Origin of the sequence: Candidatus Aegiribacteria sp. (assembly GCA_021108435.1) — a bacterium.
In the GTDB taxonomy this organism is placed as follows: Bacteria; Fermentibacterota; Fermentibacteria; order Fermentibacterales; family JCC-6; genus Aegiribacteria.
Map to the genome: position 1 here is coordinate 1 of JAIOQY010000084.1, position 24270 is coordinate 24270.

A 24270-nucleotide genomic window follows, 5' to 3' on the forward strand; every position below is an offset into this window, starting at 1 on the left:
TCAATATCCTTTATCCCCTTCTGGACAGATCAGCACAGAACAAGCTATTTATGACAGCAAACAAACAATTACTCAAATTACCCCAGCACAGGTTTCTTAGGAATGTAAAAATACGGGGACATACAATTTTATATGCGTGTCCCCGCGATGTTTGATTAACTATCTATTAGTTTCTGATGTCTTGAACCATATCCAGTCGTGCAAGCTGGTAGAACATGAAATCCGTTGTATCCTTCGAGATTTCAAATGCTGAATGCAGATATTGCCTTGAAGTCTCATAATCGTTGTATCTCATGAAAATCCTGGAAAGTCCGTAATTGGATTCCCAGGCAAGCTGTGAACGTTCAGCAGTATTCTCGAGAATTTCAATGTAAAGTTCCTGAGCATTTATAAGGTCGTTCTCTCCACCCCTGTTTTCAAGAGCGATTGCCAGGTGTAAACGTGCGGAATTTTCTATATCACCGCCGGGATCAGAAGCAATGAATGATTGCAATGCCGGAATGACCTCACTTTCCATACTGAGCATTATGCCTATTTTGGCTGCAAGAATAGCTGATCTCTTTCCAGAAATTCTTCCCGGGTATGCTCTGAAATTGTTAGAGGCAACCTGTCGCGCGGTTTGAAATTGTCCTATTGCCATTTCATACTGACCATAACGGAAACTGTTCATTCCCATATCATAAAGCTGTCCTGCAAGATAATACTGCGCGGAGGCTTCATCTGCCTGTCTATCAGCATTTTGTGAAACTGACTGAACAACAAGTACAAACACTACAAGGATTACTGCGCCGATAATGAATTGCTTCAGGTGTTCCTGAAGATATGAAATGCTCTTCATGATACCATCATTAATGGGATCTTTCTTAAGTTCTGTTTTTGTTAATCTTTTTCTTGTTCTATGCGCCATTATTAACTCTCTTTCAGATCAGTTCAGCATGTTTTTCTTAATACACTGGAATATAGTAAGAATCTGTTGCTTCATGTTATCCAGTTCTCCCGAATTATTTACAACCTCATCAGCCATGATTGACTTGTTCTCAATTGGTAATTGAACTTCCCACCGTTTTGCCGCATCTTTTAATGATATGTTATCCCTTGCTGCAACACGACTTACAGATCTGTATTCTGAATCATGTATTACAATCAGATAATCAAGCATTTTATGAATTTCAAGCTCACAGATGAGCGCACCCTCAAGAACCCATATTCCTTTCAGTTTTCTGAGAATTCGAGCGGAGTTTACAGCCCACCTGATCATTCTTGGATGAAGAACTGAATTCAGTATCGCATATGCCTTCGTGTCATTGAGTACCATCTTTCTCAGCTCAATTCGTATACTCTCTCCATCCATATGATTGAATTCAGTTCTAGAAAAAGAATCAGCCAGTTCGGAAATAACATATCGACGGTCAAGCAGTCTGTGACCAACCAGATCAAGCGAGCATATGCCTGAGCACTCTTCACTTATATACTCTGCAGCTGTAGTCTGACCGCAGCCGCTGTTACCGGTTATACCTATCAGGAATCCACTATTACTATCTATCATTTTATCTTGTATTCCAGCAGATATTATTATCCTTTATTGTCATCAAAACCAGCTCCCCCTCCCTGCTGCCGTCAGGAGTCAGAACCGGTATATAGTTATCAGTCATGCCTATAAGTCTTCCTGAAATTTTATCAAACCTGGATTCTACCAGAGCAAAAGCGCTTTTTCCCATCTGATCATTTCTGAACTTGCGTTTGATTTCGTCAGAATGTGATCGGAGGTAAACAGCTCTTTCTGTAATTGTCTCAGTATGTATCATATCCTCTGTATACGAAGCAGCGGGAGTTCCGGGTCTGGCGGAAAATGGAAATACATGAAGATAGGATACCGCAGGATGCGATATGAGGTCAACAGTATCTTGAAAATCCTTTGAAGTCTCTCCTGGAAATCCGACAATGATATCCGCTCCGAGAGCAAGCCCGGGAAACAGTTCCATGCATTTATCGAGAAGTTCTATAATAACCTGTTTTGAATACTTTCTTTTCATTCGACTTAAAATTCTATCTGACCCGCTCTGAATGGGTATATGCATATGCCTGCAGACACCAGGCAAGGCAATACCCTCAAGCATGTTACTTGATAATCCAATTGGTTCCATTGAACTCAGTCGAACACGGAACCCTCCGATTGAAAGAAGATCACGAACCAGCTGTACAAGGCCATAATCATCTCCGTACATATCATTACCGTACCTGACAAGATCCACTCCTGTCAGAAGGATCTCTTTAAATCCGGCAGAAGCGAGTTTCCGGGCCTGTGACAGCACCAGCTCTCTCGGCTGGCTTCTGGACCGCCCACGCGCAGCAGGTACTATGCAGTAGGAACAATGGTTATCACAGCCGTCCTGAACCTTCAGAAAAGCTCTTGTTCGAGAGATTACCTCAGGAGCATGGACTGGAAACAGAGCACCGGAAGGGATATCCTGCTCGCTGTTATCGGCAGAATATTCAATATCAAGTATAGCAGCAATTGTCTCAACGAGATGACTCTTGTCGGTGTTTGGCACGATAATAGCGTTCTGATCACTGAATTCATCCGGTGCAACCTGGGCTACACATCCTGTAACTATCACAACGGCGTCTGTTCTTTTCCGAAAATACCTGACAGCCTTTCGTGAACGAGCAGTACTTCTTCCTGTAACAGCACAGGAATTAACAAGTATCAGTGAAGCATTCTCCGGACAGTCAGCTCTCTCAATTCCACAACTGAGCCTGAACTCCTCAAGGAGCGCTTCAGTTTCATACGCATTCAAGCGACATCCAAGCGTATGACCGTAAATTCTCTGTTTTCTTTTCATTGTTTTACGGGAGGAAGTTGTCCTCCCTCCCGCTCTCTTCTGTCAGGAAGGAAACTCAGCCCTTCTCGACTTCATCATCGCCTTCGGGGCTATCGTCTTCACCTTTTTCAGAGTCTTCAGTAGATTCTTCTTCGATTATTTCCGCTTTTTTTTCAGCGGCTTCCTCTTCAACTTCCTCCACTGTTTCTTTGACTATTTCCTCAGCCTCTTCTTCAGCTTCCTCAACAGTGTCTTCTGCTGCCTTTGAAGTATCTTTTGAACTCCCAGGAGCTTCATCGGTTTCAGTAACAACTTCAGCTTCCTCCACAGTTCCTTCCGTATCCTCATCCGCAGATTCTTCAGATTCAACCTGTAAAGATTCTGATTCGTCAGTACTAACCACCAGTTTTTCCCTGCCTTCAAGCTTCTCTCTGAAAGCGCTCAGTTCCTCCATTGGTCTTCCATTGAAATAACTGCGAACGCTGAGAACGATTCTTCTGCTGGTTGGTTCAAGTTCAATAATTCTGAGAGGAAGCTCGTCACCAATACGTATGACATCTGAAGGGTCTTCGAGATTTTCCCATCCAAGCTGACTCTGCGGCACGAATCCTTCAATGTAATCATCAAGCCGTACAACAACACCTCTATCCAGAAGCTGCACAACCTCGCCCTTTGCGTCCTTGCCTACGGGATAACGCTCCTCCATCGAGTTCCACGGATTCTCCTGAGTCTGTTTCAAACCAAGTGATATGCGATTGTTTTCGGTGTCGATGTTCAGCACAACCACTTTAAGAACATCACTCTTTGAGAGAATGTCGGAAGGATGATTGATTCTTCTTGTCCAGCTCATATCACTTATATGAACAAGACCATCAATTCCATCTTCAATTTCGACAAAAGCACCGAATGATGTCAGATTGCGGATTTTCCCCTCAATTTCTGTACCTACAGGATAACGTTCATCTATTGTATCCCATGGATTATCAAGAGTCTGCTTGAGTCCGAGAGATATCTTTTTCTCCTCTTCATCTACGCTGAGAATCATTACTTCTATATCGTCTCCAACCGTAAGTACTCTGGATGGATGTCGGATATGTTTCGTCCAGGACATTTCGGAGATGTGTACAAGCCCTTCAACGCCGGGCTCCAATTCAACAAATGCTCCGTAATCGGTAATACTGGCTACTTTACCCATAATTATTGAGTTAATAGGGAATCTCTCCTGGACTCCCTCCCATGGGAACGGCTGCAGCTGTTTGAGTCCTAAAGAGATCCTTTCCCGTTCCTGATCGAATTTCAGTATTTTGACTTCGATCTCATCTCCAATTGCCAGAAGATGTGAAGGGTGACGAATGCGTCCCCAGCTCATATCCGTGATATGAAGAAGCCCGTCTATTCCTCCAAGATCAACAAATGCTCCGAAATCCGTGATATTCTTGACGATTCCAACGCGAACCTGATCCTCTTCAAGTTCCTTGATGAGAGTGTCTTTCTGTTCGGCTCTTGCTTCTTCGAGAACCTGTCTCCTGCTTACAACAATATTTCGACGACGCTTGTTGAGTTTGATTACCCGGAAACTGTATTCATTGCCCATGAAGTTCTCAAGATTAGGAACCTGCCTGAGAGCAACCTGTGATCCTGGCAGGAAAGCTTCAACACCCATGATTCGCACCTTAAGACCGCCTTTGATCCTGCGGACAACTGTTCCCATGATCTCGGATCCTGTATCGTACGCTTCCTTGATATCCTTCCATACCATGTGGAAGTGCGCCTTTTCCTTGGAAACGGAAACCCTTCCATCCTGATCTTCAAGTGATTCTATAAGAACATCCACGGATTCACCCGGGATGATCTCCTCGTTCTTCCCGAATTCACTTATCGGAATGATGCCTTCACTTTTGTAGTTGATATCTACAATTACTTCTTTTCCTACTTTTCTGAGCAGTTTTCCGCTAACAATAGCTCCTGGCTTTATTTGCCGAGAGCCTATGTTTTCCTCGTACTTTTTTTCCATCTCCTCGCGCTCAATCAGGGAGTAGTCCTGACCCTCTATGGCCTCTATCTCCTCAGAAGTGAGACCTACGATGAGTTCTTCTTTACCTGTCACTTTGTTCCTTTCATTTGATCCATGCTAATTAAATCGCTCGCGTATAAACCTGCATTAATACCTGTTTCAGCTATAGCGGACATCACTTTCTCCGCTACAGCTTTCGCTCCATATTTCTTCCTGATAGCCATTATCCTCCTGCTGGAAATCAACTTCCCGAAATGTATGCTGAATGGACTTCCTGTTCTTGTCATTGCCTTTCCAGGATGATCAGTTCCCCAGATGAACGCTGGCAGTATCGGAGCCCTGGAAGCTGATGCTATGAGGCTGATACCGGCTTTCCCTGGAAGAAGCCTGCCATCTCTGCTTCTTGTTCCCTCCGGAAAAATAACAACTGCTATCCCATTCCTTAACTGATCTACAGTCGATCTGATAGCGTTTGTATCCACTCCTGACCTGTTGACAGGAATAGTATTGAGCTTCTTGAAGATGAAATCACCGAATCTGTTCCTGAACAGCTCATTTTTTGCCATGAAAGCTATCGGTCTTGGAATCGCAAAACCTAGAACAGGCGGATCCATTTCGGAGATATGATTACAGGCAATAATAACTCCACCTTTCCGGGGTACTCTCTCAGTTCCATTTACAGCGAATCCAAAAAGTAATCGTGAAATTAAACCTCCATAGTACTGGATGCGGATGCGGACGGATTCTCTCATTGTATCACACTCATTCGCTCTCTGAAAAGTTTCAATACTGTGGAAACCTGCTGGGTAACAGTCATCAGAGTTGAATCGAGTAAATAGGCTCCAGGTGCAATTCTGAGTGGACTGTCCAATCGGCTTCTGTCTCTGTAATCTCTTTTAAGCTGAGAGCTTAGCAGCTTTCCATAATTTGCTTCATTCCCCAGCATGCGCAACTCTCTCCATCTCCTTAAAACACGGATGGCAACATCAGCAATGACATATATCTTTAAATCAGCATCCGGAAACACCACAGTTCCCATATCCCTTCCTTCAGCTACAGTATTGTGAGCTTTGCCGAATTTCTGCTGAAGGATTACCATTTCTCTGCGTACGGCAGATTTGGAGGATACTATGCTTGCTGCGTCGCTTATCTCTGGAGTTCTTATTAAGGATGAAACATCCTCGTCATCAATAAACACGGCTCCGCTGCGAATATCAATGGAATGATTACGGATGTTTTCAGCAAGTAGAAGAGAATCATCAAGCGGTATTGAATTACGTATGGATAAAAGAGCCGAAGCGCGGTACATGGCTCCGGTATCAAGATATGAATAACCAAGCACATCAGCCACCAGGCGAGCGGTAGTACTCTTCCCGGAAGCGGCCGGTCCGTCTATTGCAATTACACTAGTCAGGCAAAGTCACACCCTTTCGTTCAAGATGGCTGCAAATATCAGAATATTTATACGATACGTCAAGAGAGCTGGTAAAACAGTTAATTAAGATCAACGGCTGCTTTAAGCTTTTTGAGTTCTTCGGCACGCAGTATCCGCCATGAACCCCGTTCCAGTCCGTTCAGAGTTACGGGACCGTATCGAATTCTCTCCAGCCTTGAAAGCTCAAGCCGGAATTTCTCTGCAAGGCGTCTGACTTCTTTATTTCTTCCGGTATGCAGCACAATACTAATATTCTTCTTTCCAGTGATTTTCACCGACACAGGATTTGAAAATTCGCCTCGACCAAGGTATGTGCCTTTTCTGAGTTTTTTAATAGTGTCAGGCGCAGGAGGAGCTTTCAGTAATAATATGTACTCACGCTCTACTTGCCATGATGGGTGGGTAAGTCTGTGAATAAGCTCACCATCATTACTAAGGAGCAGCAAACCTCCGGTGTTGATATCCAGTCGTCCAACGGGAACAGTTCCCGGCGGCAGTCCTTTGATAAGCTGTAAAACAGATCTCTCAGAATCGGGAGATAAAGTAGTCTCATAACCACAGGGTTTATTAAGAACGGCAGTCACCAACGCCAGCGGCTCTACTCTTCTTCCCTGACACATAACTTTATCATCAGATGTAACCCTGAATCCAGGAATGGTGGTGATCTTATCATTGACTGATACAAAACCATTCTGAATCAGTTCATCACATTTCCGCCTAGCTGCAATACCGGCTCGCGCAAGATATCTGTTAAGTCTGAAGCTATTCCTCTTCTGCTGCACCAAATAAATCCTTTTCTTCCATTTCAGAGGAACTCAAAGACAGCAACTCAGAGATTTCGGAAGATCTTGGCAGATGGTCAAGATCAGTCAGGCCGAAATATTCAAGAAACACCCTGGTTGTTGAATACAGAAGCGGTCTGCCCGGAGTCTCCATCCTGCCTGAGATCCTGATCATATCTCTTTCCAGGAGTGTTCTTATGGCACTGTCACAGTTGACTCCTCTTATGGATTCTATCGCCATTCTCGTGCACGGCTGACTGTATGCGATAACAGCAAGCGTTTCAAGTGCTGCTCTGGACAGTTTTCCCGGTTTCCGGCCTTCGAAGAGCTGAGATACTATCGAACCGAAATCCTTGTCAGTAGCAAGCCTGTATCCACCTGCAACTTCGATTATCATCAGTGCGTGCTGCTGATCGAGAAATGCTTTGTTGAGCCTGTCCAGCGCCTGATGAACTGAATCCTCACCACTTCCGGTATATTCACACAGTTGCTCAATACTCAATGGGGCATCTGAAGCAAAGATGAGAGCTTCAACTTCCCTGGCCAGTCTATCAAGAATCAACAGTCCACCTTTCAGTACGTTTAAGCTCTATTTCAGAGAATGGATAGGCCTGATGAAAGGAAATCCACCCCCTTCTTATAAGCTCAAGGATTGCAATAAAATAGGATATTATTTTCGTTCTGGATGGCTGACGGCCTACGACTGATCTGAAAGAAATCAGATCACCGGTATGGAATACCTTATCAAGAGTCAGTATGCACTCCGAGATAGTCAGAAGTTTCCGCTGGATTCTCTGGGCCGGAAGTTCAGTCTCGTCCTGTGAAAGGTTATCCAGAGCTCTCAGAAGATCAAGTAAAGATGTCTGCCCCGGTTCTATAGAGGTATTATCCATTGACCATCTGTCACGCTCTCCGGGGGATGTGTAGATATCAGTCCAGGTCTCTTCGGTTCTCTGGAGTTCTTTTGCGATTTCACGAAACGTTCTGTAGAGAATAAGTTGACGCCTGAGCTCTGCTCCAGGATCTTCTTCCTCCTCCCCGTCGATTCTGTGAATCGGCAGAAGAGATTTGCTTTTCATCCTGGTTAGAGTAGCGGCCATAACCAGATATTCACTTGCAATGTCGAGATTCAGTTCGTGAGCTTCTCTGATATATTCAAGATACTGATCCGCTACGTGAGCCATTGGGATATCGTAGATATCTATTTCGTCTCTTCGAATAAGATAGAGAAGAAGGTCAAGCGGTCCTTCAAATGATTCGAGCTGTATACGGCAACTGTTACTCAGCATAGAATATTCTGCACTTCAGCAGACATATCCGAATTCAACCAGATCACTCTGGTTGCCGGGCCAGGATTCTCTGACTTTAACCCAGAGATCAAGATACATCGGTCTTTCAAGAATCTTTGAAGCTCCCTCTGCCGCTATATCGGCTATGTTCTGAAGCATCGCTCCTTTTCTGCCGATAACCACGCCTTTATTTGAATGTTTCGCAACATGCAGATTAGCTCTGACATATCTTTTTTCATCACGAATAGAAAACTCTTCAATCTGCACTGCTGTAGTATTAGCTACATCAGAAGGAAGAACACTGAAAAGGCTTATCCTGATCTGCTCGCTGACAAGGAATCTCTCCGAATGGAGAGATGTACAACCTTCGGGAAACAATCTGCCGCGGTCGGGAATGTAGCCTGCAATAACTTTTCGCAGTCTGTATGCGCTTTCCAGGCAAGGAGAACATACAGGTACAATTTCCTGAAAACTGCCGAACATGGCAATCTGATTGATAAAAGCACTATGCAGATATCTTGGGAAACAGTCAATAAATGTTGGAGCGATAATTAGCGGAATAGGGGCTATCTCGTCAATAAACTCCCTTACTCTGTTTGATTTGAGCTGAGAGGACAGATCTGTAGAATTGATTGTCAGGCATATGACATCCATCCCACTGAAAAACACCGCATCATCAAATACTTCAATCGGTGGCGTATCAATAAAACAGATCTGTGAGTCATCATTCATATATATGCTGGAGATCGGGACTCTGGTTGTTCCTTTGTGCACGTGGGAAGGCGATATTTTTCTTTCGGTAAGCGTGTTGATCAGAGTCGATTTACCGGAATTCGTCAGACCGGCTATCGCAACATATCCTGCTTTGATTTCAGAATCGGATTTCACTGACCTGTTACCTCTGTTTCCGGAATTATCTCAGTGGATACTTCCTCTATCTCTTCTTCTATCTCCACAGTTCCGGTAATGGCGAAAAATTCGCCTGATGAATTGCCATAATATAGAATTGAATTCGCAAGCAGAGGAGCTGTACCGGAATAACCATTCATTTCCAGAGAATCAAGTTTCACTCCTGTGTTCAGGTCAATCAAGTGTAACCGCTGATCGTCACAGGAAACGTATATACAATTATCTCCGGCAACAGGCGGCAACTGCAGCCAATTCTCGAATTCCTGCTCCCAAAGCATATTCCCGGTTGATGAATTCAGTGCTACCAGTCTGCCATCGTTTGTTCCGATAAGAACGATATTATTCCTCGTAATAACCGGACGCGCAAGAACACATCTCGTGGGACTATCCACTATATCAGTCTCCCAGAGCAACTCTCCCCCCGTTACTGTCAGCTTCCTGACTAGACCATCAGAGAAACCTGCATATATACCGGTACTGTCAGCAGATGGAGAAGATGCCTGCCTGCCGTATTCTCTAATCCACAGTCTATTGCCTTCAGTGTCAAACACTGCGATCTTCCCGCTCTCAGTTGAAAACACCGCCAGGGAATCTATAATTGCCGGACCAAGGACTATTCCGCCAATTTCACTTTCCCAGACAAGTTCCCCGTCATCCGCGTACAAAGCACATATCTTACCCATTGAGTTTCCGGATAGTATCAGGGAATCGGCAAGTATGCCAACACTGCAGAAGACATGATAACCGAGCCCTGTTGACCAGCGTTTACTGCCTGACGTCCTGTCCAGAGCATAGATAATTCCATCCTGACCGCCAAAATACACCAGGGCGGAATCAACCGCAGGTTCACCGCAAATTCCGCATACTGTGCTGAAAGACCAGAGTATAGACCCATTCAGAGCATTTACCGCTCTTAGAAGTCCATCATTGCATCCGAAATACAATACGTTTTCGAGTATAGCCGGAGAGGAGAAGAATTCTCTACCCCCGTTTGACCGCAACCGCCAGAGTGTATCAAATGGTGCGATGATATCCGGTCCCCATGCTGCATTGCCATAAGAACATCCTCTTGCCTGCAGCCATATTTCAGGAAGCTCTATTACATCGCTCATAGCATCAGGAGGAGCCAGACTGTCAATCTGTGCTGAATCACCGGGAAATACCTGCAGTTCTTCATCGTGTTTTCCGTTACCTCCTGAATAGAAAACGGTTGAAAACAGAAAAAGAATGATAAGAGTGAAAATCAGAGTGATACCGATAATCATATTCTGTTTGTTTCCGCGATTCTCAATGATGTGCGTATCGTTTTCAGTCTGAATATGCGATTTAAGTATCAAAGCAAACCTTTCAGTAAATAATTACGGGAGCACCCACCGGAAGTGTTCTGAATATAGCCTCAAGATCAGCGTTGCCCATTCTTATGCACCCATGGCTTATATTTCTGCCTCTGCCGACACCGTAATGAATCAGAATTCCTCCACCAAGATCGATCTTGTACTCACCCAGCACGCCAGGCACCTTCTGAACCCAGATCCTCTCCTCTGCTGAGAGAGAATCACGATAATATACTATCTGATCATCCCAGGATAATGTATCTGGTATGACGACATACTCATCAGGCTCAGGTGGAGTGAGATTCATTTCCTGCCAGTACCAGTCCGGCCTGTACCAGTAAGGATTCTCCCCGATTTTGACAACATATCGGAGGCCTCTTGGTGTGCTGAAATTCCATACTGCTCCTGAATCGTTGTTTGTCCAGCCTTTTCCGGTTCCGCAGTAACCGGATCTTATCAGAATTTCCTCCCCGTTGCCGAAACTCCATCTCAGATGAAATCTATTCTGTCTGGTATCAATAAGAAGGTAGTGCCCGTAGTAGCTGTTCCTCAGTTCATTTTCCCGCAGTCTGGCGTGAAGCGAGTCCGCCCTTTGAATGAGTTCATCAAGGGAATACTCCTTTGCCAGAAAGAAAGTGTTCACATCGGCCAGCGTATCACGCTCAGAACTCACGCGCTGGAGCTCGTTATCAGTGATATGAAATTCGTATTGGACCGCCTGTAGCCTTCTGGAAAGCTGATCTGCGTTGATAAGACTGACTGCGAATCCGACTGTCAGAACTCCTGCAAGCGACAATAGAGCGGTTTTCAGTGAGTTCATCCAGTCCCTTTCAGATTACCGGATCGGATACCAGAGTTCTGGCCGTCGGCCAGGATGCTCTGCTGCCACGGATATCAATATGAACAAAAGGACCATGAGTGGAAATCCATCTGTACGCCGAAGCTCCGCCGGAGACAACATGTCCCTCAGTCTCGAGAATCCGGACAATTTCAACAAGGTACTCCCCGTCGTATACATCAACTCGCTTGTTCCGATCAATATCATCCATGAGGTTATTAGATGGCCAGCTCTCAATCCAGACATCAGCAGCCTGTCCGTAAAGGTGAAGACTCTCTGTAGTTTCGTTACCAATTGAGGCATTATATGCCGGAGTTCTGAACCCACTGATGTTATGTATATCTGAAGCCTGTGGATAAACCTCCTTTACAGCAGCAAGCACCGCTTCGAGCTTATCGGCTAATCTTAGATCGAAAGCCATGTACTGAGGGTAATTGCCCTCAACATGACAGAGAAATTGCCCAATCGTAAGATGTGTGGATATTCTGGCGCCTGATGTTCCAGGTGTCAGCTCTATGAAACAGGCTGGTTTGCTTCTGCTGGAATTGCCGTCTCCATAGCTTCCAATAGGATAGGAATTCAGCGTTGTTGTTCTCCACCTGCATGATTCCACCGGGATTATAATCGTATACTTCTCAGTAAGACTGTCACAGCTTATATCAATATAGTAGATGCCGTGGCTTCTCGGAGCTCTCCAGCCAAAGGTATTACCCTCTCCCCTTGCAGGCTCACCGACTGAAACAAACCAGACCGTATTCTCATCTTCTGATGAAAGCGTGACAGAATCACCGGGCATGACGACGAATGCCAGTCTGTCTTGAGGAAGATGTCTTCCATTCACGGATAGCCCATGTGCGGGGGATGTTGGAGATGGATCATCAGATATTGAAAACAGCATCATCCAAATTATCAGCCAGTACAATTCATTATCCTCTCTGTATACTCTTCAATTTCATTGAGATCGTCTAATTCTCTTTCCTTAATATACGTCTTCCATCATGTGAGAGAACTCCCGAGCAGTGAAGTTTTACAGCTTCTGAATAAGCGATATGCTCCTGCTTGAGTATTCGAGCGGCAAGACTGTCTTCAGTATCATCATCCAGCACCGGAACCGTTCTCTGAAGAATTACCGGGCCAGTATCAGTTCCTGAATCGACATAATGAACCGTGCATCCGGATACTCTTACCCCGTAATCCAGAGCCTGCCTCTGTGAATTCAAACCTGGAAATGAAGGCAGCAGCGAAGGGTGAATATTCATTATTCTTCCTGCAAATGTTTCAAGAACTGGACCTTTCAGGATTCTCATAAGACCGGCAAGACATACAAGTCCTATCCCTCTGTCAAGCATGAGGTCTGCCCATTGCTTCTCTTCATCCAGTCCGAATCTTGTGCGGTAGTTGCCTGGATACATATACAGAGCCTCTACATCAAGGTCCGACGCTCTATTCAGAGCGGGTGCTTCAGAGTTGTCCGAAATGAGAAGAGTCACTCTTCCATGTCCTGTATCGCCTCTGCATAGAGCTTCAAAATTAGATCCTCTTCCCGAAGCAAGAACAGCGATCTTCCGTATATCATTCCGATTATCCGATCCGCTATGGATCATCAGTCTCCACCCTCCTCTTCCCCGGCTCTTCTCGGCGGGCTGTCATTGAATATCCAGGTGATCCCGAAGGTATAACTGCGATAATCATCAAGGATATCTTCAACGGCAAAAATGAATGCAAATTTCCCCAATGTAAACAACGACTTAAGATCCATGGTTCCGCTGGTATGATCATGAGCGTTTAGAAGATCCCATGTCACACCTCCATGAATCCTTCCGGAAGCTCCCCATCTAACGGATGGCATGACAGTGCCGGCGAATCTAATGGTATCTTCTTTCAGTGATACTCCACTGTGAAGATATCCGAATCCTGTGGTACAAATTGTCTGTAAGCCACCTTCAATACCACCTGAGTTGATACTCAGATTCAATTCCACTGGTCCTGCTCCAGCAATTCCGATAAATGAAATATCTGAACCGGGAGGTAGAACTGCTCCTGCCTGAATATCAAGAAAACCATACCGGGCAATCAGTCCTGCTGTGCCTCCGATAGAAAACTCATCCTGTGAATCTGTGATATCCGTTCTGAGTATGGTCGTCATTCCCTGAAATGGAAACTCCAGCCTCATATGCCCTTCAACCATCTGCATTTCATTGTCTGAGAGGCTCCCTGCCGCACCGGTCTGGAACAGAACCCCTCCAAAATGAGTGCTGTAGGAACCAAGAAGTTCCCATTGTCTTCCTCCGGCATTAAGATGAACAAATGACAATCGTGAAAAACAATTTCCAGGGTTCCAGGAAGACCATAGAGTATAGCCGTCTTCAGTAGTCTGCCATCCTCTTCCTCCCAGAACAATATTGCCCCGGCTAATCGTATATCTCTGGTTCTTCAGAGTATCCTCCCGGGAAAGGGAGAAATCTATAAGTAGATCAGCTGGAAGCGGTCTCCTGAGATAAGCGGTGTACCTGTTCTGCTGAGACGTATTTTCAAGAAGACCAATACCACTGGAATATGAACTATCCGGAACCGCGGAGGATTCGAAATCTATCTCCCATTTTCCATTACCCCACAAACCTGCTTCCAGAGGGCTTCGAATGGTTACCGATTCAAAAGACCCCCATCCAGGGAAAGGTTCGTGTCCCCATATTAATAAAGGAGTACCGTCCCGCAACATTCGCGAAGGCCATCCAAGCATCTCTGAGCATGTCCATGAATAAACCGACGAAGTTTCCATGATATCCTCAGGGGCAGGCCGCATCACAGGCAGAGCAATCAATGAAGCAAGGATAATTACACTCATCAGATGTTATATCCAGATCGGTTCATTGCTTTGTATATCAGCACTTTACAGCGCTCAACCCCTGGTTGATCAAAAGGATTGATATTCAGCGCCAGTCCGGTGAGTACAGTCGCTATCTCCAGGGACATTAATAGCTCACCAAGAGAATACTCATCAAGAGATTGCATTGAAAGATAGCTTACGGGAATGCCGACCTCTTCAAGCGCTGCTCCGGTAGCTTCCGCTTCAGCAAGTCGAAGCTCATCCGGAGTTCGACCCTCAAGATATGCAATGGAAGGGTAGTCATTAAACCCACCTGGAATCCGTGCTGCGTCACTGTCTTCCGGAGTAGTTAGAACAGTCACTGTTTTATCCCTTGGCCCCTCCGCGAATAACTGCACCAGTGAATGCTGATCAGCAGGTCCACGGCAGGTCAGAGGCGTCTGGCCTATAAATAAATCATTCCCGGAAAGATCGGTCTTCTTGCCTAGACTTTCACCCCAGAGCTGAGCAAACCATTGTGCAGTATCGTACAGTCTATCATCATAGGGGAAGAATACATGTACAGGACAGGTGTTGAAATTATGAAGGTATCCTGCCGATATCCTCGCGGTTAAGCTTTCTGACCCATTCTTGAAGAAATCTTCAGTGACAACCTCCGCTCCATGCAGAAGAGACTTGACATCGATTCCTTCAAATGCTGCAGGAAACAATCCGACAGGACTGAGAACACTGAATCTGCCGCCGACGGAAGGCGGCACCGGCAGTGAATTCCAGGTTCTGTCATGTGCAAGTCTCCTCAGATCACCTCTGACGGGATCTGTAATCGCTATAATTCTGCTGTCAGCATTCCTGGATTTCCTAAGCCACCTGTACAACGTAAGGAATATTGCCATAGTCTCAGCAGTACCGCCGGATTTGGTTATCACAGTAAGTGCCGTTGAATCCGGGTCACAGCTGGAAACGAGCTTTTTCAGCATACGTGAATCAGGTGAATCGACTACTGATACCACGGATTGGGATTTCTCCATTGCGCTTAAAAGGGCTCTCAGACCAAGTGATGATCCTCCGATTCCGCAAACGATCATCCTGTCAGAAGATTTTTGTATTTCATGCACAAGGTCAAGAGTTTCATGAAGAAGCGCAGTATCTTCCGGGAGTTCCATAAATCCCAGTTTTCCGTCCTCCAGCCATTTGTCAAAACGCTTTAAAACTTCTTCAGGGAGTGGATTAAAATCAAAAGACGTTCTGTAATTAAGCATCGGTGCTCCGGTATTCAAGAATTATCTCCATTCATCTCTCTGCCCAGGTGACAAGTTCTGAGCAAACAGGTTTGCTCACCTGGATAATAATCAGTCCATTTGTCATAATTCCAGACCGCAATACTGATATTGTATCGTTATCTGCAGTAATAAGATAGCTGTCCAGATCATTTTCAAATACGGTTTCTCTTGGAACTGCCGCATACATTGAAAATTCGTCGTCACTTCCTGACAGTACCCCCGAATATACAGCCAGGCAATCATTCTGTTCAACAAAGCTCATCTCCCCTGCGCTCAGCGGCCATCTGTCAATAGTACAGTTATCCGGAGGGTATACAAGAAATACAGAACTGCTCTCAACGGATATTTCCGCCAGAACATCACCTGGCCTGATGTTCTGCCCTTCAGTGATGTTGATATTTATCAATATTCCATCAAGCACTGACAGGAATACACTGTTCTCAAAGGATGAAATGGAATCAAGCAGCAGTGAAAGACTGTCGACTCTATTCAGAAACATCGTATCCATGGGAGTGGAGTGTGAAAGCGCAAGGGCAACATCAAGCTCCATCGAAAGTCTTTCCTGCTCCACAACACGAAGCCCCTCAAGAAGAAACAGCAGAGTGTCACCTTCAGCAACTTCCTGCCGGGCTGACACGAGAATATCTGAGATAACTGCTGATCCCTCGCCAAACCAGTGAAGGGGCAGTGTATCAGGTGGAGCAATCTTTACAGTAAATCCGGTAACAGTAAATGCTTCAGCAAAAACCGGATCACTCATACCTTGATCAGCCTGCTCTGCTGACTTCTCCTGACCTCCGCAACATGCGATCATGATCAGAAATAATATCAATATCATCGTCTGCACTGGACAATCAGAAGAATGATTAGTACTTTTCACTGATTCTATCGGCTCCTCGTAAAATAACTCATTCAGGAAAGAAGAAATATGAAATCCTGGTTCTTCACAATCATTATAACAGCAGTTGCAGTTGTCATGCTCTCAATACAGGGTTGTGGTGAAACCAGAACCTCTGGATTCTATGCCGGTCATGTAACAACTCAATCAACTCCGCGTGATACAACCGAATCAAATACCCAGATAGTATATACAACGTCACCTCAGCTCGATGACACGCTGCTCAACTGCACTTTTGACAATCTTCTCACGAAACCTTTCGGTTCTTCATGTCGTTACGAAGTCTACCACGGTTCCATGCATATCGACAACTCCGTATTTCGTGATCCTGTCGTACTCCTGTCAACGGCAGGTCTTCTTGATGACGGTCTTGTCGAAGCGCAGTTCGATCTTGTGGAAGCCGCTGCTCATTGTATTGTAGGCCTGGTTATTGGAGCCGAATCCACCGGAGATTTGATTCTTCTCGGAGCAAACTCCAGAGGACAGTACACCGTTCAGAGATGTATCAACGGACTCTGGCTTCCCGTTATGGGAATGGAAGCTTTCGAATCAAGCAGACTTATGCCATACAGTCTGCCAGGCGTTGAAATATCAGCCCTTGTTCACGGCAACTACATCGATTTAAGAGTAAACGGTCAGCTGATTCAGGTTGTACGGACTACACTGCCGGCTCTGGGTCAGGTTGGTGTCTTTGTTGATGGATATGTCAACGCGTCCCTTGACCGATTCACTGTGATTCCATCGCAATGACCGGTCTTCTTCTATCTCTTCTGTTTCTCTGGACGCCTGAAACCGGTACTACCAGTATCCTTGAGCATTCTGATCCGGAAGAACCGTTAAGCAATTCTACAAGCGGAATACCTGTGCTCATGTACCACCATGTCAGCGATCCGGTTGACGGATATTACGGAGTATCCACCAGCCGGTTCCGATCAGATCTTGAGAAGCTCTGTGCAGCGGGATTCTACCTTATCACTCCCTCAGACCTTGAAAACGGACTTCTGCAGGTCCCGGCGGATCGCCGACCGTTGATGATTACTCTGGATGATGGATGGCAGGACAATTTCACTTTCATTGAAACACATGGTTCAACCGAGATCGATCCGCTCTGTGTGGTCGGTATTCTTGAACAATTCTGTGATCAGAATCCGGAATTCGGTCGAGGCGTTACATTTTTTATCTCCTGGGACAAGATCCCATTCGGTCAGGAGGAGTATATTACCGAGAAATTCAATCTTCTGATAGATATGGGTTATTCTATTGGTAATCATACGAATATGCATTCGGATTTCATGATTCTTCCCCGTACTAAATGGGAACGGGCAGTTCTGCTGCCAATGGAAAAATTCCACAGAAGGCTTGGACTGAGAACTTCCGAAATATTCGCTATGGCGTACCCCGGAGGTAGATTTCCAAAGGATCAGGGCGCAGAGGAATATCTCTCACACTTTCAATTTCAGAACAGACAGGCAGTGAGAATCGGATTTCTTGCCAATGGAAGCATATCTTCCATGAATCGTCTGCTTGATTCAACTGAAGGGATATTCCGGATAGGCAGGCTTGATATGAGCCAGTACAGCGTCAACAGGGTGCTCGGATGGAGAAATCTCATGACTGTGGGACCAAGAGATAATCTTCATGACCCGCTCCCGCCCCGCCTTCGTCAAATCTTGAACTTCAACACCATTTAACAGTGTAATTCCTTGGGGGAGCTTTCCATTCAGGAGTAATTTCGGGATACCCCATACACAGAACGGCTGTCAGTCTTGTTCCCCTTGTATCGCTGGAATTCCATGAGGGAAGTAATTGATAGAGTTTTTCAGCTATACCGTTCCATAATGTGCCATAACCCAACGTAACCGCGTGATGCATGACTGTTGTAGCGGCAATAATGCCATCCGTACGCCACGTGATATTACTTCTGGGAACATGAAAGAAAAGCACGACAGGAGCTCCCCGAAATATGACATCCCTTCCCTCTCTCATTTTCCTCAGGTATTCAGACATTCCGGTCAGCTTTCCGATCAGGAACGATATTCCGGTACAGTCAAGTATTCTCAATAACTTTTTCACCGGTCTGAGGAGTCCTTCTACAGCTTCGGCTCCTCGAACAACCCGGACACTGATATCCTGCTTGTTTACGCCGGTGGGAGATTGAGACAATACAGAAAGTACATTACCTATTTCTTCATCCGATGGGGTTATAGCCGAGAAATACCTGATAGAACGTCTTGCTTCCAGAAGCTTCAGATATTTCTCCGATGAGCAGATATCTTCAGATTCAGGAACATGATCCAATCCATAACAGTTTGCAGGACAGTAAACACCGCAATGACCGCAGGCAATACATTCATCGATTCTAAAGAATGGATGTCCATTCTGGATTTCAATTGCGCCAGAAGGACATACTTTCTCACAGATTCCGCATCCTGTGCATTCAGACTGATCAAATGACCGTTCAGGGGAGAATCTCAATATCAACCTCCTGAGTTATCAGGCCGGGTCGTACAAGAACCACTCCCGGATATGTACCATAAGCTTCCATGGAACTCCATTCTCCATCACCGTTATTATCAATAAATGCAGCTACCGTATAGCGTCCGGCCGGTATTTCATCAACAATGTACTGCCCTGGTTGTATACGCTTATAAATTCTACTTTCATCACTGCCTCCACCGGTTCTGCTTATCTGAAGAATGAGATCCTGGGCATGTGTACCTGAGATATAACCCTCGATTAAACCCGGCTCATCTCCCCACGCAGTTGAGAATGACCATGGGAAAGAGGAAAGCAGAGTATCACCCCATGCAGTTGAAATCCCTGGATGCAGTATAAAGCGGTACTGCTGTTCTCCTGTGAGCTGATGTTCGGGAATGAATTCAAAAGATCTTCCATCAATTCTATTTAATGTCCCCTCTATTAATGTGCTGTCTGATATCTGGTTAAGGGTAAGTCTGTTCTTCAGAGAATCAATATCCACCCAGAAACTGAAGGATATGCTGTACGGCCCGGCAGGATTCACATTCTCGCTTCCCGGAGCAGGATAATATGATCGCAGTCTCAGACTGTCTGCTGGAAGTGAATCAACCCCGAAGAAGGTCATGGAGTCCGATTCTGAAGGATTAAGCATGAGATCGAAAATACCGGAGGTGTATACTGTAATTTCCTCCAACGGTATTTCAGCGGTTTCCAATGTGACGGCTTTTCCGGAAAAGCCGCTTTGCAGCCAGAAACCGTGCAGATCTATGAAAGTACCTGATGTGTCCTTAATTGCCACCTGTCCCTGGCTGAAAGACGTCACTGATACTTCCTCGTTAAAAGAAATTTGCAGATGATATCGATCGAGCGCTTCAATTTCTGTGATGATGGGTCCAACTGTATCGATAACGGTTAATACAGCTTCAATATTGAGAATCTCACCTTCTGACAGGTTAACGAGAGTATCAATTCCTGCTTCCTGTTCAGAATTCCACTCAAAAGACCTGTCAGGATCTTCATAACAGAGAATCCTGTAAAATCCCCGTTCAAGCCATTGCACATCAGCTATCCCGAGTGAGTCGGCAACGGTTCTTCGCACAAGCACAGAGTCACCGGTTGAGTCTGTCATGTACCTGTACAGTTCGATCAGAGTCCTGCGGGCAATATTACCTCCTCCCTGCCTGATCATTGACAGATTGATTATTCCAGTGGGAAGCGAATCAGCTCCGCTATATGCAAGATCTACGGGAATTCCAGTATCATTACCTTGTCTATCCTGTATTTCCGGCGGCAGATGAATTATCAGCGGCATTTCTCCGGGAGGTGATTCAAGCTCTATTTCAATTCTGGAACCTTGAATGTCCAGACTGTAACTCATCTGTGGATAAAGGAATACGGTAACAGAAGCATCATCGAGCCTCTCACTCCATTCGATGGTTATCCTTTCCAGTTCAGGATATCCCGGCCCCGGGAGGGGCTCTATGGAAATAATCTCCGGCGGTGTTTCATCCTCCGGACCACCACCGGGAGCTGCCATTCGTGCGCAGGATGCTAGAATCAGCAGATATGATAGCAGGATGTATGACTTCACTCTATCTAATCCTCGCTGAATCGTTTTCGAAGTAAACCTGACCTCTTGTAGAAAGTGGATGCTTCCGTATTCCTTTTAAGCTTCTCAAGCACAATGGCGAATTCAATAAGATAATCCGGATCATCCGGTACAAGTTCGAGAGCAGTCCTGAGATAGTTCTCGGCACTTGCCAGATCCCCTGTCAGATTACCGCATCTCCCAAGATAAAAGAAAGCAGGAGCGTAATCGGGTTTGTTTTCAATAATTATCTCAAGAAGCTCGATTGCGCGATCATACAAACCGCTTCGAAGCATGAATACTCCCTGCAGAAGCATTATGTCCGTGTCTGACGCGCCTGCTTCTCTTGCACTTGTCTCCCACTCACTAATTTTCATCGAACTCACTTTACGTATCAGTTCCCTTACGTATACCGTCTGGATGCCGGGATGATCCTTATCCTGTGAATCTGATTCGGGTTTATCCGCTTGTTCATTCACCGCACTTTCCTTTGGACTATGATCTTCAGACATCAGCTCCTCAATGTCAGGGCCTGTATCCTTTTTCTCCTCCTTCTTCCTATCTATGAAAAGAGCCATCTGCCTTCCGGTCAACTTGCTTCCTATTAGATGAGAGAACATCATCGTCTGCTTCTTCGGATCGATAATTCTTACCAGAGGTCGCAGCTGAAATTCACTTATTTCATCAGTAAGAAGGAGTTTTTTACGCATTCCGGATGGAAGCTTCAGAAGATTGAGAATCTGTGTTATTCGAGCTCTTGAATAGCCCAGCAGTTCTGAAAGCCTGCTCCTGTTCTCGCATAATCCGTTTCGGAGCAGTCCGTCGAACAGGAGAGCTTCTTCGGTGCAATTCACTATGGATTCATGAGCCAGAGGAATATGCACGTTACTGCGCACTATAAGCGCTCTGATTGAAAGGGGCCTCTTTGCGAGCATCCGCCAGAAGCTTCTATGATGAGCAAGAAGAGTATATCTCACAGAAGCACTTTCTTCATCAGTTCTCTCGAAATCACGTTCCTCTATCAGAATTGGTGGAACATACGGTTCCTTCTGATGGAATTCCAGATCCCATTCGTCAGGAGGGTCCACGAAAGCAATCTGTTCCAGTTTTACCTCCTCAAGCAACATGTGCTCCAGCACTTCCCCGGATTCCCTTTTCTTCTCCATTACGATCCCCCTTCAGCAAATAGGAATTCATCTATTAAATCCGGATTATCTTCCATCCAGTTTATTCCTTCAATTCTTCTGAACATGTTCTTCTGTCTTCGTACCAGGCGCCATGTATTGATGGAAATGGCTTCAATAATCTCATCTTCTGTTGAAATACTTCCATCCAGGAATGCGAGTACTTCACTGTATCCAATTGTCCTGCCAAGAGCACTGTTCCTTCCCCATCCGGCACTCAGTAAAGCTTCCACTTCTTCTATCAATCCAGCATCCATCATTTTCATTGCTCTTCTCCGGATCCTCCGTCTGTGTTCATCACGCGGAATGGAGATCCCTGCTATAAGAAACCTCTTCCTTTCTGAGGGATTCCCGCCTTTTCTGAAGGATGATGGTGGTTTTCCACTCTGAAAATAAACCTCCAGTGCTCTCTCCTGTCTTCTTTTATCGCTTTCTCCAATTTTATCCGCAAGCTCCGGGTCAACTCGCTGGAGAATTTCGTTTAGAAAACCGGGTCTCTCATTTTCAATCAATTTCAGGCCTTCTCTGATCTCATCACACCTGGGCGGCATTTCATCGAGGAAGCCGGTCAGAGCAAGGATATACAGCGCAGTTCCACCTGCTATTACAGGAACTGATCCTCCTGCGCCTATCTGAATGATAAGTTCCCTGGCTTTGTCGGCAAACATTCCGGCAGAGAAAACCTCATCCGGATCGATCTGATCCAGCAAATGATGCCTTAGCTGAGATTGCTCTTCAAGTGATGGTTTAGCAGTGCCGATATCCATTCCCCTGTAAACCTGTCTGGAATCAGCGTTAATGATCTCAATGCTGTGCCTGCTTGACAGTTCCAGCAGAATACTGGTTTTCCCTGAAGCTGTGCATCCAGTCAGAACAGGAGTTAAAGAATCATCTGCCAAATTTTTCCTCCAGATCTTCAAAGGAAATCTCGATAAGTGTAGGCCTGCCGTGTGGACAGTGAAAGGGATCGGATGTTGAAAACAGCTGATCCACAAGATGTCTTGTTTCAATTGGAGAAAGGGAATCGCCGAACTTAACAGCTCCTGCACAGGCCGCAGCCGCTGCAACACGCTCCTGCAGGGGCATATCTTCATTTTCCGGATCCTGAAGAGATCTGAGAATTTCCCGAAGAGCACTGATACCGTGAAATGTACCAGGAGGAACTGCGGTTAAAATGAGTGTATCATCTTCAATATGGTATTCGAATCCGGATCTGTTCAAAACAACTCTATACTCTTCCAGATGGTCAAGTTCCTCTCCATCAAGCTTCACATTCTCAGGCAGGAGTAATTTCTGCTGACCGGATTCAGAGTCATTCCTGATAGAATTCATTACTGTCTCGAAGAGTATTCGTTCGTGTGCTGCATGCTGGTCTATGAGAGCAATACCTGTTTCGGTCGATGTGACCAGGTATGACCTGCCTATCTGTACGATTGGAAAGGAGGATTCGGATCTGTCATACGCTTCAGTCTGCAGTGGCGCCTGAACCTCCATAGCCGTTCTGAACAGGTCCTCAGACCGTCTATCAGTCTTCGCAGCTCTAATGGACGATATACTGTATCCTGAGGGTGCCGGTGACAGCATCGCCTTCTTTCGGGAATCAAGAAGATCACCAAGCGCAGATTCAACCGCTGACCTGACAGTTGAAGGCTCTCTGAACCTGACTTCCCTTTTTGCCGGATGCACGTTCACATCCACTTCAGAAGGTGGAAGCGTAACGCTGCAGAACAGCAGCGGATATCCAGCAGGCCCCGCAAGCACAGAGTCAATCGGCCCTGATACCAGACCTGTATAAACAAGCCTTCCGTTAACAAGAATGTACTGATGAGTTTTTCTGTTCCACCGGTTATCCGGAAACCAGATCAGTTCAACATCTGTTTTCCCGGAACTGCCTTTTGATTCAACGTAACGGTTCTCACCCGGAATACCGTATCTTGCGCGCAGTCTTGCCGGAATAGACTGCCCCGCTGTAAGATAAAACACTTCTCTTGCATTATGAATGAATCTGAACGAGACGTCCGTTCTTGCCAGTGAGCAACCCGTGAGATATTTCTCCACCCAGGACAGTTCAGTTGACTGTCTTCTGAGGAATCGCCTTCTTGCCGGTTGATTATAAAAGAGTCCTGAGGCGGTAATAGTCGTTCCCCTGGTTCTTGCAGCCGAAGATACATCGCGGAGTTCACCGCCGTCCATTCTAAGTTTCCAGCCTTCAGAACCATCAGACGTAAGTATTGAGAAATGAGTTACTGCCGCAATGCTTGGAAGGGCTTCGCCCCTGAATCCCAGTGTCATCAAACTATCAAGATCACTCTGCAAAGTAATTTTACTGGTAGCGTGTCGTTGAACTGATAACAGAAGATCATGCCTGTTCATTCCTGAGCCGTTATCCCGAACGGTGATTGATTTTCTTCCACCCTGTTCAAGCTCTACGGTTATTAAAGTTGCTCCTGCATCCAGCGCATTCTCAAGAAGCTCCTTGACTACAGAAGCAGGCCGCTCTACAACTTCACCGGCTGATATAAGGTTGATAACACTGTCGCTGAGAACACGTATACTAGCCTGCATATTCCACCGGAATTCCATTCTGAATAA

At 45.6% G+C, this 24270-nt stretch carries 24 protein-coding genes; 2 read left to right on the forward strand and 22 right to left on the reverse strand.

Annotation, left to right across the window (positions count from 1 at the left end; translation table 11 throughout):
- Positions 1–166: 166 nt before the first annotated feature.
- The 17 genes from K8R76_05165 to K8R76_05245 form a co-directional block, all read right to left on the reverse strand.
- Complete coding sequence (locus K8R76_05165) at positions 167–907, reverse strand: hypothetical protein (protein ID MCD4847562.1); 741 nt, start codon at positions 905–907, stop codon at positions 167–169.
- An 18-nt stretch (positions 908–925) separates the two neighbouring features.
- Positions 926–1546 carry a dephospho-CoA kinase gene (coaE, locus tag K8R76_05170; protein MCD4847563.1) on the reverse strand — a complete coding sequence of 207 codons (621 nt, stop codon included), beginning with the start codon at positions 1544–1546 and terminating at the stop codon, positions 926–928.
- Between the two features lies 1 nt (position 1547).
- Positions 1548–2798, reverse strand: coding sequence for a MiaB/RimO family radical SAM methylthiotransferase (locus K8R76_05175; protein ID MCD4847564.1), 1251 nt, complete (start codon positions 2796–2798; stop codon positions 1548–1550).
- A gap of 100 nt (positions 2799–2898) precedes the next feature.
- Positions 2899–4929 carry a 30S ribosomal protein S1 gene (locus tag K8R76_05180; protein ID MCD4847565.1) on the reverse strand — a complete coding sequence of 677 codons (2031 nt, stop codon included), beginning with the start codon at positions 4927–4929 and terminating at the stop codon, positions 2899–2901.
- Positions 4926–5588: a 1-acyl-sn-glycerol-3-phosphate acyltransferase gene (locus tag K8R76_05185; GenBank protein MCD4847566.1), complete on the reverse strand. Its 663-nt coding sequence runs from the start codon at positions 5586–5588 to the stop codon at positions 4926–4928. Before K8R76_05185 ends, K8R76_05180 begins: the two co-directional genes overlap by 4 nt.
- Positions 5585–6250: a (d)CMP kinase gene (gene cmk / locus K8R76_05190; GenBank protein ID MCD4847567.1), complete on the reverse strand. Its 666-nt coding sequence runs from the start codon at positions 6248–6250 to the stop codon at positions 5585–5587. Before cmk ends, K8R76_05185 begins: the two co-directional genes overlap by 4 nt.
- An 80-nt stretch (positions 6251–6330) precedes the next feature.
- Complete coding sequence (locus K8R76_05195; protein ID MCD4847568.1) at positions 6331–7053, reverse strand: rRNA pseudouridine synthase; 723 nt, start codon at positions 7051–7053, stop codon at positions 6331–6333.
- The gene (gene scpB / locus K8R76_05200) at positions 7034–7615 is read right to left on the reverse strand and encodes an SMC-Scp complex subunit ScpB (GenBank protein ID MCD4847569.1); all 582 of its coding nucleotides are present in this window, start codon (positions 7613–7615) and stop codon (positions 7034–7036) included. Before scpB ends, K8R76_05195 begins: the two co-directional genes overlap by 20 nt.
- Entirely contained in the window at positions 7605–8342 is a 738-nt protein-coding gene (locus K8R76_05205) for a segregation/condensation protein A (GenBank protein ID MCD4847570.1), read from the reverse strand. The genes scpB and K8R76_05205 overlap by 11 nt, the downstream gene beginning before the upstream one ends.
- Before the next feature lie 15 nt (positions 8343–8357).
- Positions 8358–9230 carry a 50S ribosome-binding GTPase gene (locus K8R76_05210; protein ID MCD4847571.1) on the reverse strand — a complete coding sequence of 291 codons (873 nt, stop codon included), beginning with the start codon at positions 9228–9230 and terminating at the stop codon, positions 8358–8360.
- Positions 9227–10588, reverse strand: a complete 1362-nt coding sequence (locus K8R76_05215) for a PQQ-binding-like beta-propeller repeat protein (GenBank protein MCD4847572.1) — start codon at positions 10586–10588, stop codon at positions 9227–9229. The genes K8R76_05210 and K8R76_05215 overlap by 4 nt, the downstream gene beginning before the upstream one ends.
- A gap of 10 nt (positions 10589–10598) precedes the next feature.
- Positions 10599–11405 carry a L,D-transpeptidase gene (locus K8R76_05220; protein MCD4847573.1) on the reverse strand — a complete coding sequence of 269 codons (807 nt, stop codon included), beginning with the start codon at positions 11403–11405 and terminating at the stop codon, positions 10599–10601.
- A 10-nt stretch (positions 11406–11415) separates the two neighbouring features.
- Entirely contained in the window at positions 11416–12345 is a 930-nt protein-coding gene (locus K8R76_05225; GenBank protein MCD4847574.1) for a hypothetical protein, read from the reverse strand.
- Between the two features lie 43 nt (positions 12346–12388).
- On the reverse strand, positions 12389–13027 hold the full coding sequence (gene purN / locus K8R76_05230) for a phosphoribosylglycinamide formyltransferase (protein ID MCD4847575.1): 639 nt from the start codon (positions 13025–13027) through the stop codon (positions 12389–12391).
- The gene (locus tag K8R76_05235; GenBank protein ID MCD4847576.1) at positions 13027–14268 is read right to left on the reverse strand and encodes a hypothetical protein; all 1242 of its coding nucleotides are present in this window, start codon (positions 14266–14268) and stop codon (positions 13027–13029) included. The genes purN and K8R76_05235 overlap by 1 nt, the downstream gene beginning before the upstream one ends.
- Positions 14268–15527 carry a glucose-6-phosphate isomerase gene (locus tag K8R76_05240; protein ID MCD4847577.1) on the reverse strand — a complete coding sequence of 420 codons (1260 nt, stop codon included), beginning with the start codon at positions 15525–15527 and terminating at the stop codon, positions 14268–14270. The genes K8R76_05235 and K8R76_05240 overlap by 1 nt, the downstream gene beginning before the upstream one ends.
- 13 nt (positions 15528–15540) lie before the next feature.
- Entirely contained in the window at positions 15541–16290 is a 750-nt protein-coding gene (locus K8R76_05245; protein ID MCD4847578.1) for a hypothetical protein, read from the reverse strand.
- Positions 16291–16458: 168 nt separating this feature from the next.
- Between K8R76_05245 and K8R76_05250 the strand changes: the two genes are divergently transcribed.
- Together K8R76_05250 and K8R76_05255 are read left to right on the forward strand one after the other, a co-directional pair.
- Entirely contained in the window at positions 16459–17178 is a 720-nt protein-coding gene (locus K8R76_05250) for a hypothetical protein (GenBank protein MCD4847579.1), read from the forward strand.
- Entirely contained in the window at positions 17175–18119 is a 945-nt protein-coding gene (locus K8R76_05255; GenBank protein ID MCD4847580.1) for a hypothetical protein, read from the forward strand. Before K8R76_05250 ends, K8R76_05255 begins: the two co-directional genes overlap by 4 nt.
- Here K8R76_05255 and K8R76_05260 read toward each other — a convergent pair.
- Genes K8R76_05260 through mutL form a run of 5 tightly spaced genes read right to left on the reverse strand, consistent with a single transcriptional unit; the run spans position 18106 to position 24243 of the window.
- Positions 18106–18903 (reverse strand): 4Fe-4S binding protein, encoded by a 798-nt coding sequence (locus K8R76_05260; GenBank protein MCD4847581.1) that lies wholly within the window; start codon positions 18901–18903, stop codon positions 18106–18108. The genes K8R76_05255 and K8R76_05260 overlap by 14 nt on opposite strands.
- Entirely contained in the window at positions 18887–20497 is a 1611-nt protein-coding gene (locus tag K8R76_05265; GenBank protein MCD4847582.1) for an Ig-like domain-containing protein, read from the reverse strand. The genes K8R76_05260 and K8R76_05265 overlap by 17 nt, the downstream gene beginning before the upstream one ends.
- 5 nt (positions 20498–20502) lie before the next feature.
- Positions 20503–21660 carry a tetratricopeptide repeat protein gene (locus K8R76_05270; protein MCD4847583.1) on the reverse strand — a complete coding sequence of 386 codons (1158 nt, stop codon included), beginning with the start codon at positions 21658–21660 and terminating at the stop codon, positions 20503–20505.
- Positions 21660–22577 carry a tRNA (adenosine(37)-N6)-dimethylallyltransferase MiaA gene (gene miaA, locus K8R76_05275; GenBank protein MCD4847584.1) on the reverse strand — a complete coding sequence of 306 codons (918 nt, stop codon included), beginning with the start codon at positions 22575–22577 and terminating at the stop codon, positions 21660–21662. The genes K8R76_05270 and miaA overlap by 1 nt, the downstream gene beginning before the upstream one ends.
- A complete protein-coding gene (gene mutL / locus K8R76_05280; GenBank protein MCD4847585.1) occupies positions 22567–24243 on the reverse strand; it encodes a DNA mismatch repair endonuclease MutL in 1677 nt (558 codons plus the stop codon). The genes miaA and mutL overlap by 11 nt, the downstream gene beginning before the upstream one ends.
- Positions 24244–24270: the final 27 nt, after the last annotated feature.